Origin of the sequence: Lentzea alba, from assembly GCF_047445655.1 — a bacterium.
GTDB lineage: Bacteria > Actinomycetota > Actinomycetes > Mycobacteriales > Pseudonocardiaceae > Lentzea > Lentzea alba_A.
Window position 1 is genome coordinate 44,792 of the sequence record NZ_JAJAEG010000021.1, and the last position, 14,805, is coordinate 59,596.

Annotated in this window: 15 protein-coding genes; 11 read left to right on the forward strand and 4 right to left on the reverse strand. The window is 67.4% G+C overall.

Going from position 1 to position 14,805, the window contains the following annotated elements; genetic code table 11:
• Positions 1–6 precede the first annotated feature (6 nt).
• Positions 7–2,829 carry a vitamin B12-dependent ribonucleotide reductase gene (locus tag LFM09_RS31360; protein WP_414100178.1) on the forward strand — a complete coding sequence of 941 codons (2,823 nt, stop codon included), beginning with the start codon at positions 7–9 and terminating at the stop codon, positions 2,827–2,829.
• 17 nt (positions 2,830–2,846) lie between these two features.
• Here the strand turns inward: LFM09_RS31360 and LFM09_RS31365 are convergent, their stop codons facing one another.
• Entirely contained in the window at positions 2,847–3,320 is a 474-nt protein-coding gene (locus LFM09_RS31365) for an HNH endonuclease (protein ID WP_414100179.1), read from the reverse strand.
• Between the two features lie 86 nt (positions 3,321–3,406).
• On the opposite strand from LFM09_RS31365, the gene LFM09_RS31370 reads away from it, so the two are divergent.
• Positions 3,407–3,958 carry a hypothetical protein gene (locus LFM09_RS31370; RefSeq protein ID WP_414100180.1) on the forward strand — a complete coding sequence of 184 codons (552 nt, stop codon included), beginning with the start codon at positions 3,407–3,409 and terminating at the stop codon, positions 3,956–3,958.
• Here the strand turns inward: LFM09_RS31370 and LFM09_RS31375 are convergent.
• Positions 3,933–4,721: a LysR family transcriptional regulator gene (locus LFM09_RS31375; RefSeq protein ID WP_414100181.1), complete on the reverse strand. Its 789-nt coding sequence runs from the start codon at positions 4,719–4,721 to the stop codon at positions 3,933–3,935. The two genes, LFM09_RS31370 and LFM09_RS31375, sit on opposite strands and share 26 nt — an antisense overlap.
• A 70-nt stretch (positions 4,722–4,791) precedes the next feature.
• On the opposite strand from LFM09_RS31375, the gene LFM09_RS31380 reads away from it, so the two are divergent.
• Both LFM09_RS31380 and LFM09_RS31385 read left to right on the forward strand, forming a co-directional pair.
• Positions 4,792–5,463 carry an SDR family oxidoreductase gene (locus LFM09_RS31380; protein WP_414100182.1) on the forward strand — a complete coding sequence of 224 codons (672 nt, stop codon included), beginning with the start codon at positions 4,792–4,794 and terminating at the stop codon, positions 5,461–5,463.
• A 33-nt stretch (positions 5,464–5,496) separates the two neighbouring features.
• Positions 5,497–6,378 carry an ADP-ribosylglycohydrolase family protein gene (locus tag LFM09_RS31385; RefSeq protein ID WP_414100183.1) on the forward strand — a complete coding sequence of 294 codons (882 nt, stop codon included), beginning with the start codon at positions 5,497–5,499 and terminating at the stop codon, positions 6,376–6,378.
• Here LFM09_RS31385 and LFM09_RS31390 read toward each other — a convergent pair.
• Positions 6,375–6,833: a CGNR zinc finger domain-containing protein gene (locus LFM09_RS31390; protein WP_414100184.1), complete on the reverse strand. Its 459-nt coding sequence runs from the start codon at positions 6,831–6,833 to the stop codon at positions 6,375–6,377. The genes LFM09_RS31385 and LFM09_RS31390 overlap by 4 nt on opposite strands.
• A 45-nt stretch (positions 6,834–6,878) precedes the next feature.
• On the opposite strand from LFM09_RS31390, the gene LFM09_RS31395 reads away from it, so the two are divergent.
• The 4 genes from LFM09_RS31395 to LFM09_RS31410 are packed head-to-tail and all read left to right on the forward strand — an operon-like array spanning position 6,879 to position 11,756.
• The gene (locus tag LFM09_RS31395; protein WP_414100185.1) at positions 6,879–7,715 is read left to right on the forward strand and encodes an alpha/beta fold hydrolase; all 837 of its coding nucleotides are present in this window, start codon (positions 6,879–6,881) and stop codon (positions 7,713–7,715) included.
• Positions 7,716–7,766: 51 nt separating this feature from the next.
• On the forward strand, positions 7,767–10,250 hold the full coding sequence (locus LFM09_RS31400; protein WP_414100186.1) for a PEP/pyruvate-binding domain-containing protein: 2,484 nt from the start codon (positions 7,767–7,769) through the stop codon (positions 10,248–10,250).
• Positions 10,250–11,089 (forward strand): bifunctional 5,10-methylenetetrahydrofolate dehydrogenase/5,10-methenyltetrahydrofolate cyclohydrolase, encoded by an 840-nt coding sequence (locus LFM09_RS31405; protein WP_414100187.1) that lies wholly within the window; start codon positions 10,250–10,252, stop codon positions 11,087–11,089. The genes LFM09_RS31400 and LFM09_RS31405 overlap by 1 nt, the downstream gene beginning before the upstream one ends.
• A 10-nt stretch (positions 11,090–11,099) precedes the next feature.
• On the forward strand, positions 11,100–11,756 hold the full coding sequence (locus LFM09_RS31410; protein ID WP_414100188.1) for an EcsC family protein: 657 nt from the start codon (positions 11,100–11,102) through the stop codon (positions 11,754–11,756).
• Here LFM09_RS31410 and LFM09_RS31415 read toward each other — a convergent pair.
• Complete coding sequence (locus LFM09_RS31415; RefSeq protein ID WP_414100189.1) at positions 11,753–12,511, reverse strand: DUF4239 domain-containing protein; 759 nt, start codon at positions 12,509–12,511, stop codon at positions 11,753–11,755. The genes LFM09_RS31410 and LFM09_RS31415 overlap by 4 nt on opposite strands.
• A gap of 315 nt (positions 12,512–12,826) precedes the next feature.
• On the opposite strand from LFM09_RS31415, the gene LFM09_RS31420 reads away from it, so the two are divergent.
• The 3 genes from LFM09_RS31420 to LFM09_RS31430 all read left to right on the forward strand — a co-directional run bounded on the left by LFM09_RS31420 (position 12,827) and on the right by LFM09_RS31430 (position 14,703).
• On the forward strand, positions 12,827–13,783 hold the full coding sequence (locus tag LFM09_RS31420; protein ID WP_414100190.1) for a DUF6923 family protein: 957 nt from the start codon (positions 12,827–12,829) through the stop codon (positions 13,781–13,783).
• Positions 13,784–13,970: 187 nt separating this feature from the next.
• Positions 13,971–14,132: a hypothetical protein gene (locus tag LFM09_RS31425; protein ID WP_414100191.1), complete on the forward strand. Its 162-nt coding sequence runs from the start codon at positions 13,971–13,973 to the stop codon at positions 14,130–14,132.
• A gap of 142 nt (positions 14,133–14,274) precedes the next feature.
• Positions 14,275–14,703 (forward strand): CBS domain-containing protein, encoded by a 429-nt coding sequence (locus tag LFM09_RS31430; protein ID WP_414100192.1) that lies wholly within the window; start codon positions 14,275–14,277, stop codon positions 14,701–14,703.
• The last annotated feature ends 102 nt before the right edge of the window (positions 14,704–14,805 follow it).

Sequence of the window (14,805 nt, forward strand, 5' to 3'; positions counted from 1 at the left end):
TCCACCGTGACCGAGACCGTCGGCGGCTCAGCCAAGAAGACAGCCGCACGGGCGGCTGCCAAGCCTGCCGCGCTGAAGGTCCAGCGCGTCTACACCACCGAAGGCCGCCACCCCTATGACGAGGTCACGTGGGAGCGCCGCGACGTCGTCATGACGAACTGGCGTGACGGCTCGGTGAACTTCGAGCAGCGCGGTGTCGAGTTCCCCGAGTCGTGGTCGGTGAACGCCACCAACATCGTCACCAGCAAGTACTTCCGCGGTGCCGTCGGCAGCGAGAAGCGCGAGCAGTCGTTGCGCCAGCTGATCGACCGCGTCGTGAAGACCTACGTCGGTGCGGGCAAGGAGCACGGCTACTTCGCGGACGAGCAGGACGCGGAGATCTTCGAGCACGAGCTCACCTACATGCTTCTGCACCAGGTGTTCAGCTTCAACTCGCCGGTGTGGTTCAACGTGGGCACCAGCTCGCCGCAGCAGGTCAGCGCGTGCTTCATCCTCGCGGTCGACGACACCATGGAGTCGATCCTGAACTGGTACCGCGAGGAGGGCCTGATCTTCAAGGGCGGCTCCGGTGCCGGCCTGAACCTCTCGCGCATCCGTTCCTCCAAGGAGCTGCTGTCCTCCGGCGGCACCGCGTCCGGCCCCGTGTCGTTCATGCGCGGCGCCGACGCGTCCGCGGGCACCATCAAGTCCGGTGGCGCCACCCGCCGCGCGGCCAAGATGGTCGTTCTCGACGTCGACCACCCGGACGTCGAGGAGTTCATCGAGACCAAGGCGAAGGAAGAGAACAAGATCCGCGCGCTGCGCGACGCCGGGTTCGACATGGACCTCGGCGGCGCGGACATCGTGTCGGTGCAGTACCAGAACGCGAACAACTCGATCCGCGTGTCGGACGAGTTCATGCACGCCTACGAGAACGGCACGGACTTCGGCCTGCGCGCCCGTCAGACCGGCGAGGTCATCGAGCGCGTCGACGCCAAGTCGCTGTTCGGCAAGCTCGCACAGGCGGCATGGGCCTGCGCCGACCCCGGCATCCAGTACGACGACACGATCAACGACTGGCACACCTGCCCCGAGTCGGGCCGCATCACCGCGTCCAACCCGTGCTCCGAGTACATGCACCTCGACAACTCGAGCTGCAACCTCGCGTCGCTGAACCTGATGAAGTTCCTCGGTGACGACGGCAAGTTCGACGCCGTCACGTTCGCCAAGGCCGTCGAGCTGATCATCACCGCGATGGACATCTCGATCTGCTTCGCGGACTTCCCGACCGAGCCGATCGCGGACACCACCCGCAAGTTCCGCCAGCTCGGCATCGGCTACGCCAACCTCGGCGCGCTGCTGATGGCGACCGGCCACGCGTACGACTCCGAGGGCGGCCGCGCGCTCGCGGCGACCATCACGTCGTTGATGACCGGTGTGTCCTACCGCCGTTCCGCGGAGCTCGCGGGCATCGTCGGCGCGTACGACGGCTACAAGCGCAACGCCACGGCGCACCAGCGGGTCATGCGCAAGCACGCCGCCGCCAACGACCTGATCCGCACCTACGGCGGGAACGACGCCGCGACGCACAAGGTGTCGACCGAGGCGTGGCAGCAGGCGCTGGAGATCGGCGCGAAGAACGGCTGGCGCAACGCCCAGGCGTCCGTGCTGGCCCCGACCGGCACCATCGGCCTGATGATGGACTGCGACACCACCGGTATCGAGCCGGACCTGGCCCTGGTCAAGTTCAAGAAGCTCGTCGGCGGCGGCTCGATGCAGATCGTCAACCAGACGGTGCCGCGCGCGCTGAAGGCGTTGGGCTACCAGGACGAGCAGATCGAGGCGATCGTCGAGTTCATCGGCGAGCACGGTCACGTCGTCGACGCGCCGGGCCTGCGCCGCGAGCACTACGAGGTCTTCGACTGCGCGATGGGCGAGCGTTCGATCGCGCCCATGGGCCACGTGCGGATGATGGCGGCCACGCAGCCGTTCCTGTCCGGCGCGATCTCCAAGACGGTCAACATGCCGGAGAACGCGACGGTCGAGGACGTCGAGGAGATCTACTACCAGGGCTGGAAGCTCGGCCTGAAGGCCCTCGCGATCTACCGCGACAACTGCAAGGTCGGCCAGCCGCTGTCCGCGGGCAAGGGCGCGAACAAGGGCGCCGAGGCCAAGACCGAGACGGTCGTCGAGTACCGCCCGGTCCGCAAGCGCCTGCCGAAGAAGCGCCCGTCGCAGACCGTGTCGTTCACGGTCGGTGGTGCCGAGGGCTACCTGCACGCCGGTTCGTACCCGGACAACGGCCTCGGCGAGATCTTCGTCAAGCTGGGCAAGCAGGGTTCGACGCTGGCCGGCGTGATGGACGCGTTCTCGATGTCCATCTCGGTGGGTCTGCAGTACGGCATCCCGCTGGAGTTCTACGTCTCGAAGTTCCAGAACCTGCGCTTCGAGCCGGCGGGCATGACCGACGACCCGGACGTCCGGATCGCGACCTCGGTGCTGGACTACCTGTTCCGCCGCCTGGCGCTCGACTACCTGCCGTACGAGAAGCGCGCGCAGCTCGGCATCTTCACCGCCGACGAGCGTTCCGCGCAGGTGGCGGGCGAGTACGGCGCGCCTTCGTCCGATGTGGACCTCGAGGGTCTGCGCGGTTCGGTCGAGGCGGCGCCGGCTCAGGTCGAGGCCGCGGTCGAGGCTCCGAAGCAGGTCGGCAGCTCGACGGAGCTGCTGGAGCTGCACCTGGGCAAGGCCGCTGACGCGCCGCTGTGCATGACCTGTGGCACGAAGATGCGTCCGGCCGGGTCCTGCTACCTGTGCGAGGGCTGCGGCAGCACGTCCGGCTGCAGCTGATCAACCTCGGCGGACCGTCACGGCAGCACGATGCCGTGACGGTCCGCCAGTCTCTTCTCGATCTCCGCGATCATGCAGGCGATGGTCGAGGGATTGAGGCCTTCACCGAAGCGTTCGACGGTCTTCGCGAACTCGTCAGCGGCCAGTTCCCGACATTCGGTGGTGAGGTCTCCGGCGTCCGTGAAGCACGCGAGCGGCTTCCGCCCGAACATCACCTCGAACTCCTCCCAGCCGCGGATCGTCCAGTACGTGTCGCAGGACTCGGCGCGTGTTGCCCGCAGCCATCTCCACATGTACTGCGGGTCCTGATGATTCGGTGCTTCGCGACGGCAGCGGCCGCACAGCAGCACGAGGTTGTCCGCCGAGTCGGTGCCGCCGAGTGACTCCGGCACGATGCGGCACTGCTCCAGCAGCGACTTGTAGCCGCAGCGCCAGCACCGGTCGTGGGCTTCGCTCCAGTACTCGGCGATCTGCTCGTTGCCGACGCCCATGTGCCCTCCCCAGTTTTGAGTTGACCTTCCTGTCGGTGACGAAGGCGATTGCGTTTCACCGTCGTGCGACTGATAGAACAACCGGAATGCGCTCGTTCGACGACTTACGCGGTTACCTGCTCGGCCAGCTGAACGCCGCCGTCCGCCGCCCCGGCATGTACGGCGGCGAGCCGGTGATTCTCACCCTGCTCGACGCGCTGGCGTTCGCCGACGACCGCACCGACCGCTGGCAGACCGAGCTCGACGCCCTGGTGTCACGCGGAGCCGCGACCTCGACGATGGTGGACGGCGCGGTGCAGAGCGTGCTCGGCTACCGCAGCGAGGACGTCATGGCGTCGGTGTACGCGGATCTCGCGCACCGCCAGGGCTGGCTCAGCCTGGACGCGGACAGCTGGATTCCCGGTGTGCTCGCAGAACGGGACTGCGTGCTCGACGACGTCATCGAAGAGTACGGCGAGCCGCCGTTGTGGCTGGGCGGCACCAACCCGAAGTACTCGAAGACGCTCGGCTACCCGGACCGGTCGGGGTCGCTCGTGTTCTTCCACTTCATGCCCGAGCTGCGGCTGATGGCGACACGACGCGGTGATGGCGGCTTCCGCGAGAGCTTCGTCTTCACACCTGCTGGGCAATCTCGATGAACTCGGCGATGAGCGGCGTGTGCCGGTGCGCGGCCCACGCCAGCGCGACCTCGTTCGGCGCGATGTCCTCGATCGGCACGTGCACGAGGTCCTCGCGCGAATAGAAGGTCGCGGTCGACAACGGCAGCACAGCCACCCCGCCGTGCATCGCGACGTGCTCCAGCTTCTCCTCGACAGACCGGAACCCCGGCGGGTCGGTGTGCTGCACACGCCGCTCGCCGGCCAGTTCGCTCTCCAGCACACTTTCCTTGCCCGCCAGCCGATGCGTCGCCGACAGCACGGCCACGCGCGGCTCGTTGAACAGAGGCACATGCCGGAGCCCCTCCAACGGAACCGGCAGCCGCACGTAGCTCACGTCCACCCGCCCGTCGTGGATCACCTCGACCTGGTCCTCCCAAGTCGTGCGCAACACGTCGACCTGCAGGCCGGCATGCCGCGCCGCCAGCTGACGTACCGCGGGCGTGACGATCAGGCCTGGCATGAACCCGACCGTGAACGTGTCCGCCACGCCGACGCGTCGCAGCAATGCCGAGGCCTGCGTGAGCAACGGCCGCGCGTCCTCCAGCAGTTGCACGCCCGCCGGAGTCAGCGCGGTTCCCTTCGACGAACGGTCGAACAGCTGCACCTTCAGCTCGGTCTCCAGCGCGCGGATCTGCCGGGACAGCACGGGTTGCGCGATGTGCAGCGCCTCGGCGGCACGGCCGAAGTTCAGCTGCTCGGCGACCGCGACGAAGTATCGAAGCTTCCGCAGGTCCAGGTCCATACCCCCAGGGTATGGCAGGCGACCGAGCAGGTCTTGGACCACGCGCCTGCCTCGGGCGCACGCTGGAGCCATGAAATCCACACTGGACGGACAGCGGGTCGCGATCCTCGGCGGCTCGTCGGGAATCGGCCTCGCGACGGCTCAAGCAGCGCAACAGGCAGGCGCTGAGGTCACGGTCGTCTCGCGCAAACCGCCAACCGGCTTCGCCACACACGCGGCTGACCTGACCGATCCCGCGTCCATCACCGAGGCGTTCAACGTGATCGGCGAGATCGACCACCTCGTCTACACGGCGGGGGAGCCGCTCGAACTGATGACTCTCCACGACTTCGATCGGGACCGCGCGAGAAGTTTCTTCGGCCTCAGGTACTTCAGCGTGCTCGACGCGGTGAAAGCCGCGAACGTCACCACCTCGATCACGCTCACCACCGGCATCGCGAAGGACCGGCCGGGACCCGGCTGGGCGGTCGCGGCGAGCATCTGCGGCGCGGTCGAGGCGCTGACCAAGGCACTCGCGGTCGAGCTGGCGCCGTTGCGGGTCAACGCGGTCAGTCCCGGCGTGGTGCGGAGCCCGTTGTGGGGTCCGGATGCCGAGCAGCTGTACACCGACGTTGGCAAGACGCTGCCGTTGCAACGGGTCGGCGAGGTGGAGGAGATCGCTCACGCGTTCCTTTACCTCATGACGCAGCCGTGGGCGACGGGCACGATCCTCACGGTCGACGGAGGAACGACGATCGCCTGAAATACGTTGCGAGGCAAGGTAAAATCGCAGGTGATGCGCATAGTTCTGCATGCACGTGCGCGCCTGGACCTCGCATACGACTCGCTGAACGGGCTCTCCGTCGGCGACGCTCTGGGCGCACAGTTCTTCATGGTCGGCCGCTCGCTGCCCGACCTCGTGGCCGGCAAGCCGCCACGAGGGCCGTGGGAGTGGACCGACGACACCGAAATGGCCTGCAACCTCGTCGCCGAGCTCCGCGATCACGGCGACATCGACCAGGACCGGCTGGCGGCGACGTTCGCAGATCGCTGCGAGCCCTATCGCGGGTACGGCGCAGGGGCTTTCACCATCCTGCGCAAGATTCGCCAAGGCACGCCGTGGAAAGAGGCGGCCGGCAGCGCGTTCGACGGTCAGGGCTCCTGCGGCAACGGCGCCGCGATGCGGATAGCCCCGCTCGGCGCCTACTACGCCGACGACCCGAAAACCCTCACCGCCCAAGCGGTCAAGGCCAGCGAGGTCACCCACCAGCACCCGGAGGGCATCGCGGGAGGAGTGGCCGTGGCACACGCCGCGGCCATCGCGGCGAAGGCGAGGCTGACCGGCACCCCACCGCGGGACCTGCTCGGAAGCGTCCTCGACCACCTCGAAGACTCGTTCGTGCGCAAGGGAGTCGAGAAAGCGCGCAAGATCGAGACCGCCGAGGAGGCCGCCTACGTCCTCGGCAACGGCTCACGCGTGACGGCGCAGGACACCGTGCCGTTCACGCTCTGGGTCGCCGCGCACCACCTCGACGACTACCGCGAAGCCGTCACGACGTGCGTCACAGCGGGCGGCGACATCGACACAACGGCTGCGATCACAGGCGGAATCGTCGCGAGGCCACCGCAGGACTGGGTGGCAGAACGCGAAGCCCTCCCGGACTGGGTGAGCCGCTAGTCCTTGTGCCGCTGGTAGTACCGCGCCACCCGCACCCGGTTCCCGCACGTCGCGGGATCACACCACCGGCGTCGCGGGTGCGCGGGCACGAACAGCAGCCGGCACCCCGGCGCCTCGCACGTCTTGACCTTCCGCACGGCCGGCGACGCCAGCAGTTCCGCCGCCGCGCCCGCCAGCGCCGCGAGCGCCCGCGCCACCTCGTCGCCCTCCAGCGAACGCGACACCACCACGGCACCAGACCACGTCAGCACCTCGAACGACGGCGCGCCGCGCAATGCCGCGTTCAACGGTGCCAGGTCCGGCTCCAGGCCGTCCCGTGCCGCCAGCACCGCTGCCTCGACGTGGCCGCGCAGCTCACCAAACGCCTCGGACCAGGGCAAACCCTGCGAGGACAGCCACTCCTCCAAGTGGTCGCCCTCGGACGTCAGCGTGTTGACGAAGTCGATCGCAAGCACAACCTAACTGTACAACACCCGAAGTACCCATTAGTCTAATGCGTCATGACCACAAAGACCAATGTGACCAAGCACCGGTTCGTCGACGTCGACGGCAGCAAGGTCTTCTACCGGGAGGCGGGCGATCCAAATGCGTCCAAACTCCTGCTCCTGCACGGCTTCCCGTCCGCGTCGCACCAGTACGCACGGCTGATCGAGGAGCTGAAGGACGACTTCCACATCGTCGCGCCGGACCATCCCGGCTCCGGCCACAGCGACGCCCCCGAGCGCCCCTACACGTTCGACTTCCTCGCCGACACCATCGAGAAGTTCCTGGAAACCCTGAACTTCACGGGGTTCTCCATGTACGTCTTCGACTTCGGCGCCCCGGTCGGCTTCCGCGTCGCGACCCGCCACCCCGAGTGGATCAAGGGGTTGATCGTCCAGAACGGCAACGCCTACGAGGACGGCCTCTCGGAGCTGGCCAAAGGCTTCGTCGCGAACCGCGACCCGCAGGCGGCGCGCGACCTGCTGGCGTTGGAGTACACGAAGTTCGGCTACCTCGAAGGTGTGCGCGACCCCGAGGCGATCTCGCTCGACACGTGGACGCTCGACCAGCACTACCTCGATCTGCGCCCGCAGCCTCAGGTCGACCTCTTCCTCGACTACCACAACAACGTCGCGAAGTACCCGGAGTGGCAGGCCTACCTGCGCGAACACCAGCCGCCGACGCTGATCACGTGGGGGCGTGGCGACCCGTTCTTCATCGAGCCCGGCGCGAAGGCGTACCTGCGCGACCTGCCGAACGCGCAACTGCACCTGCTCGACACCGGCCACTTCGCGCTGGAGGAGGACCTGACCGAGATCGCGGCGCTGATCAGGGGCTTTACCTCCAAGGTGTGATTTATTCATCACGTGTTGAGTTTTTGGCCGGACGCTCGTAACCTCACGGTCGTGGACGACTACTGCGTGGATTTCGGGGCCATCGACGGCACGATGCTCGCGACCGTGGGCGGCAAGGCGGCGAACCTGGGTGAGCTGACCAGGGCTGGCCTGCCGGTGCCGCAGGGCTTCTGCGTCACCACGGGCGCTTACCGCGCCGTCGCGGAGGCGGACGAGCTCGCCGCGACCACCCCGGAGAACGCGCGTAGGACGTTGCTGGAAACCGCTGTGCCGCAAGACATCCGGGACGCGATCGTCGCTGAGTACCGCAAGCTCGGCGACCGCGTGCCGGTAGCCGTGCGGTCGAGTGCGACGGCGGAGGACCTGCCGTTCGCGAGCTTCGCCGGCCAGCAGGACACGTTCCTCAACGTCGTCGGCGAGGACGCGGTGGTCGACGCGGTGCGCCGCTGCTGGGCATCGCTGTGGACCGACCGCGCGGTCAGCTACCGCGAGACGAACCGCATCGACCACACCACCACGTACCTCGCCGTTGTCGTGCAACGGATGGTGCAGTCGGAGGTGTCCGGCGTGATGTTCACCGCGAACCCGGTCACCGGCACGCGCGACCAGATCGTCATCGACGCGAGCCCCGGCCTCGGCGAGGCGGTGGTCTCGGGTGCGGTCAACCCGGACCAGTTCGTCGTCGACGGGCCGGAGATCGTCGAGAAGCGGTTGGGCGACAAGAAGCTCCTCATCCGCTCGCTGGCCGGCGGCGGCACCGAGCACGTCGAGGTCGGCGAGAACGACGAACCGTGCCTGACCGACGGGCAGATCCACGCGCTCGCCGTTCTCGGTCGCAAGGTGCAGCGGCACTACGGCGCGCCGCAGGACACCGAGTGGGCGATCGATGCCGATGGCGAGCTCCACCTCACCCAGTCGCGGCCGATCACGACGCTGTTCCCGTTGCCGGACGACAACCCCGCCGACCACGTCTACTTCTGCTTCAGTCTCGCCCAGGGACTGGAACGGCCGATCACACCGATGGGGCGCGCGGCGTTCCGAGAGGTCGCCAAGTCGGCTTTCGAGATCATCATCGGCGACCCGGCGAGTCAGTCCTATGTGGAGTGCGGCGAGCGGATCTTCTTCGACGTCACGAAGGTGCTGCAGAGCAAGGTCGGTCGGGAGTTCATCACGAAGCTGCTCGGGGTGATGGAGGCGCGTTCGTCGGAGGTCCTGCGCGGCCTGTTCGACGACCCGCGCTACGCCGTCAGGAACTCCTCGCCGACGCCGGCCGTCAAGCGCGTGCTGCGGCTCGCCCGCCGGTTCCGCGTTCCGGTCACCGCGTGGAAGGCGTTGGCCAACCCGGAGAAGGCCGCGCGCGAGGCGTTGCGTCTGGAACAGGAGATCCTCGACAAGGCGGCGGGCCTGTCCGTCGAGCAGGCGCTGCGGCAGTGCGTCGTCCCGATCATGCCGCGCCTCGCGCCGACCGCGTTGATCGGCTTCGCGATGCTCGGCCTCGTCGGCAAGATGGTGAAGACGAAGCCGGGGGAGCTGCAGACCGTTCTGCGCGGCCTGCCGAACAACATCACCACCGAGATGGACCTGGCGATGTGGGACCTCGCCCAGGAGATCCGGCGCGATCCCGTTGCGCTCCAGCAGTTCCAGAACGGCGAACGCCCTGCGGCGCTGGACCGCTTCCTGGCGAGGTGGGGTCACCGGGCGGTCGCGGAGATCGACCTCGGCCTGCCCCGGTGGTCCGACGACTCGACGTACGTCACCGGTGTCGTGCGGAACTTCCTGCGCCTGGAGGACGACAACGCGGCACCGAACGCGGTCTTCGAGCGGGGCGCCGCGGAGGCCGAGGCGATGATCGAGACGCTGGCGAAACGCGCCTGGGGCCGCGGCTGGTTCGTGCGCTTCGCGTTGCGCCGCACCAGGTTGCTGGCCGGCCTGCGGGAGTACCCGAAGTACCTGATCATCACGCTGTTCGGCGCGCTGCGGAAGCGGATCGCGGACCTCGGCGCCGGGCTGGTGGAGCAGGGCAGGCTCGCCCAGGTCGACGACGTGTACTTCCTCAACTTCACCGAACTGCGCTCCGCGGAAGGAGATCTGCGCCCGGTCGTGGCGCAGCGGCGCGAGGTCTACGACCGTGAGATGCGGCGCCGGCGCATCCCGCGCGTGCTGCTGTCGGACGGCACGGACGCCGAGGCCGTGCACCAGGGCGCGCCGGCGGAAGGCGGCCTCGTCGGCACACCTGCGTCGGCCGGCACGATCACCGGCATCGCGCGGGTCGTGATGGACCCGGTGGGCGCGCACCTCGAACCCGGCGAGATCCTCGTCGCACCGTCGACGGATCCGGGCTGGACGCCGTTGTTCCTGACGGCGGGCGGGCTCGTGATGGAGATGGGCGGCGCGAACTCGCACGGTGCGGTCGTGGCGCGGGAGTACGGGATCCCGGCGGTGGTCGGCGTGCGCGAGGCTGTGACGAGGATCAAGACCGGCGAGCGGATCACGGTCGACGGCAGCACGGGTGCGGTCACTACACTCGAGAACTGATGACGAATCTGATGCCCGGAACCGAGCTCGCGCGCGCCATCGTCCAGCGAGCGTCCGAAAAGGCAGCCGACTACACCGCACGGACCGGCCGTAAACCGTGTCTGGCCACGGTGATCGTCGGCGACGACCCTGCCTCGGTCACGTACGTGCGGATGAAGCAGAACCGGAGCCACAAGGCGGGACTCGAATCCCGCCACGTGGCACTGCCCTCCGAAACGACCACCGAGGAGCTCGTCGCGAAGATCCGCGAGCTGTCGGACGACCCCGAGGTGCACGGCATCCTGTTGCAGCACCCGGTGCCGGGTCACATCGACGAGCGTGCGGCGTTCGAGGCGATCGCGCCGCACAAGGACGTCGACGGCGTGACGATGCACTCGTTCGCCGGAATGTCCTTCGGGCACAACGAGTTCGTCTCCTGCACGCCCGGCGGGATCATTCGCCTGCTGGACGCGTACGGCGTGGAGATCGCCGGCAAGCACGCGGTCGTGATCGGCCGCAGCCCGATCCTCGGCAAGCCGGCCGCGATGCTGTTGCTGGCCAGGGACGCCACCGTCACGATCTGCCACTCGAAGACGGCCGATCTGCCGGAAATCGTGCGCACGGCGGACATCGTGGTCGCCGCGGTGGGCAAGGCGCGGTTCGTCCAGGGCGAGTGGATCAAGCCGGGTGCCGTGGTGATCGACGCCGGCTACAACGAGGGCAACGTTGGCGACGTCGACTTCGACAAGGCGCAGCACGCGGGTCTGATCACGCCGGTTCCCGGTGGCGTCGGGCCGACGACGATCGCGGTTCTGCTGGAACAGACCGTTGCCGCCGCATGGCGTGAGCTGGACGCGTAATCTCGGGTTTGTGGCTGAGTCCAAGGGTGAGCTGAACAAGGTCCAGCAGGGCATCGCCGACTACCTGCTGCGTGCCGGTGTGGACGGGTTCGGCCCGTTCAAGAGCGCACGCGAGGCCGCGTCCGACGCGCTGGTCAAGAAGGGCAGCGAGACCGACGCGGTCAAGCACCTCATCCGCACGCACGTGGCGCTCGCCGGTGCGCAAGGATTCGTCACGAACCTGGGCGGCCTGATCACGTTGCCGATCTCGCTGCCGTCGAACATCGCGGCCGCGTACGTGATCCAGACGCACCTCATCGCGTCGATCGCGTCGCTGCGGGGCCACGACGTGGACAGCGAAGAGGTGCAGACGGCCATCCTGCTGTGCCTGCTCGGCAATGCCGGAACCGAGCTGTTCAAAAAGGTCGGCATCAAGCAGTTCACGAAGAAGGCCGCGTCCGCACTCATCACAAAATACGGTACAAAGAAGCTCGGCACGATCGCGGCGAAGGGCGTTCCGCTGTTGGGCGGCGTCATCGGCGGTGGCGTTGACGCCGCCTCCACGAGAGCGGTCGGCGCATTCGCGAATCGCTACTTCACCAACACGGACCCGTTGCCGAAGGTTATCGACGGCGAGGTGCTGTCCGTGGAGATCGAAGAAGCGGACGGAATGACCGATTCGCGCTAGCTCAGCCGGTCGAGTGCGGAGCTGAACGCGTCCGGCGGGATGTGCACGCCACCGCTGAACGGGTTCTGCAACTGGTAGATCGCGAACAACAGCAGAACCAGCGTCGAACTCAGTGTGACGGTGATCAGCAACTGGGAGACCAGGTTCGGGCCGCCGAACAGGTACGGGAACAGCAGCGAGAGCCCGGTGCCGATCAGCAGCGCGAGCCACACGACGGGATTGACGCCGTTGCCCGCCGCGTCGAGCCGTTCCTGCCTGGCCTGGTAGACCTCCCACAGCTGGTTCGCGGCCTCGGCCTTGCGGTCCTCCTGCCAGGTGCCATCGGGTGCCGCCGTCGCGATCGTCTCCCTGAGCTGGTTCAACGTGGTCCAGCCCTTGTTGTCGGCGTCCTGGCCCTCACGCATGAGAGGCCACTCGTCGTCGACCACGGTCGCCACGTAGTCGCGGATCAGCCGGTCCACTTTGGACTTCACCGGTTCCGGCAACGAGTCCGACGCCCAGTCGACCGCGACGAGCGCGTTGGCTTCCTTCTGCACCTGCTCCTCGGCGGCGTTGGCCGAGTCGAACAGCGAGATGAGGATGAACGCGACCAGCACGGCGTGCAGACCGGCGACGATGCTGAACACCGAACCGCCCGCGCCGAGGTTCTTCTCGCCCACTTCCTCCGAGCCGAACCGACGTGCGATGACGACGATGACGGACGAGATGGCGGCCGCACCGAGAACCCAGAGCAGGCCGGTGACGTAAATGCTCAATTCGGCTCCTTTCTGGTGTGGGATTAGACCACGGTCTACTGTGGCCGGTACAGCACGGTCTGGTTAACGAGTAATGGTCAGGTGGGAATGCGCGGCAACAGTAGTGATACCCGGTTGTCGTATTGGACTGCTCCATTCCGGTGGCGGCGGGATTTGCTTGCGTTGAGCACCATCTCGTCTCTTTTGGTGCTTTCCACGCCGTTCACCAGCACTGTTGCTCAGGCCGCACCGGTGAACTGTGACGCATTTCAAGTTCGTTCGTCCTATCGGGGCGCACTCTCGACGTTGACGAAGCTCGACGTGTCATCCGGTGGGGTGACGGAGGTAGCCCGGCTGGACTACGCGGTGAACGCGCTGGGGTACTCGGCGGCGTTGGGCCGACTGGTTGGTCTCACCGCCAAGGGGCATCACTGGTGGAAGAACCCCTCGCACGTGGTGCTGATCGACACGAAGGGCGTGGTCAACGACCTCGGACCCGTTGACGCGCACTGGTTCCGCACCGACGACGTGTCGGCGGGTGCGGTCGTGGGCACGACGTTCTACGTGCGTGACGGCGCTAGGTTGCACGCCATCGACATCGACCCCAAGAGCGCCTCGTACCTCAAGATCGTGCGCACCGTCGTGCTGGACTGGCCTGCTTTGGCGCTAGATGACTTCACTTCCGTGAACGGCAAGCTGACCGGCGTGTCCGCGGCGGGCTGGGGGCCGGGTGAGGTCGTCTCGTTCGACCCGGTGTCCGGCCGGGTGCTGAGCAAGGCCGAGATTCCCGCGCTGCCCGGCAAGTCCACGTACGGCTCCGTGGTGATCGACTCGGCGGGCACCGTCTACGCCACCAACAACGGCTACCACGGCCGCAGTCGCGTCTACCGGATCGCTGGTGGTGTGGCGGTCGAACTGTCGCAGGGCCCGCAGATGAACATGATCGACGGTGCGGGCTGCCTGCCGACGCCGATGCCGCCGCGCGTCGAACCTCCGGCGCCGCGCCCCGAGGTGCCGCCGCCTCCGCCTCCTCCCGCGCCTCCAGCTCCGAAACCGACTACTCCTGCACCTGCTCCGGTTGCTCCGCCGCCTCCGGTGCCGACGACGACGTCGCCTTCCGTTCCGCCGCAACCGGTTCCGGTGAAGGCCGCGAGGCAACGGCCGGAGCCCCGCAAGGACCTTCCGCTGGAGGCCGAGACCACGCCGCTCACGAAGCCCCGCAAGTGGGCGATGGTGACGATCATCCTGGTGATGCTGGGCGCCGGCGCGGCCGCTGCCCGAGCCCGCGGATAAATCAGTTGGCGTGACACGGCGGCGTCGCTAGCGTTGCGGACATGTTCTTCATCTGATGAAGCTCCGCAGCGCTCTCGACGCTGCCTTCGCGACCGTTGAGTCGCCTGGGTGACCCTTTCGCGGGTCCTTCTTTCACGGCTGTCTTCTGCCGTGTCCTTGCACGCCCTCGTCATGAGGAGGCTTTCGCATGCCTGCCACCACCCCGCCAGAGCCGTCCAACCGCGCCGCGCGTCGTGCGCAGAAGCGCGGCAAGCAGGACCAGAACGCGCACTTCCAGCTGCCACAGCAGCGTGTTCCGCTAGTCCAGCCGCGCCAGTTCGCGACCCGTCGCCGCGGAGGATCCGCGTAGCCGACGCCGAACCAGGCGCGACACCGCAGGGGGTGCATTCGAACGAGTGCGCCCCCTGCTCTCTTCGTGGGTCGATCTCCCGTTCTGCCCGAATCCGATCTAGCCTGAGGTGCTACCGGACCGACAGGATCGGAGGCGCCAGATGAGGATCGCTGACGTTTTGCGGACCAAGGGTTCCGAGGTCGCGACAATCGACCCGGACGTACCGGTGAGCGAACTGCTCAGAGCGCTCGCCGAGTACAACGTCGGCGCCATCGTCGTCGTCGGCTCATCGGGAGTCGCGGGAATCGTGTCGGAGCGCGATGTCGTGCGCCAGCTGCACGAACTCGGCGCTGACCTGCTGTCTTCTCCCGTGTCGGCGATCATGACCGCCGACGTGTTCACCTGCTCGCCGTCGGACACGGTCGACAGCCTGACGGTCGTGATGACCGAACGGCGCTTCCGGCACGTGCCCGTGCTGTCCGACGGGCGACTTGTCGGGATCGTGAGCATCGGCGACGTCGTGAAGAGTCGCATCGGGCAACTGGAGCAGTCGCAGGACCAGTTGCAGGCCTACATCGTCCAGGGTTGATGTCGGCGCGCGGCCACACTTGATCGGGTGAAGCCTTCTGCTGGCCAGCCCGAACTCGTCAAGGTCACGCCAGGAGTAGCTCCTGCTCGTTTGACACAACGT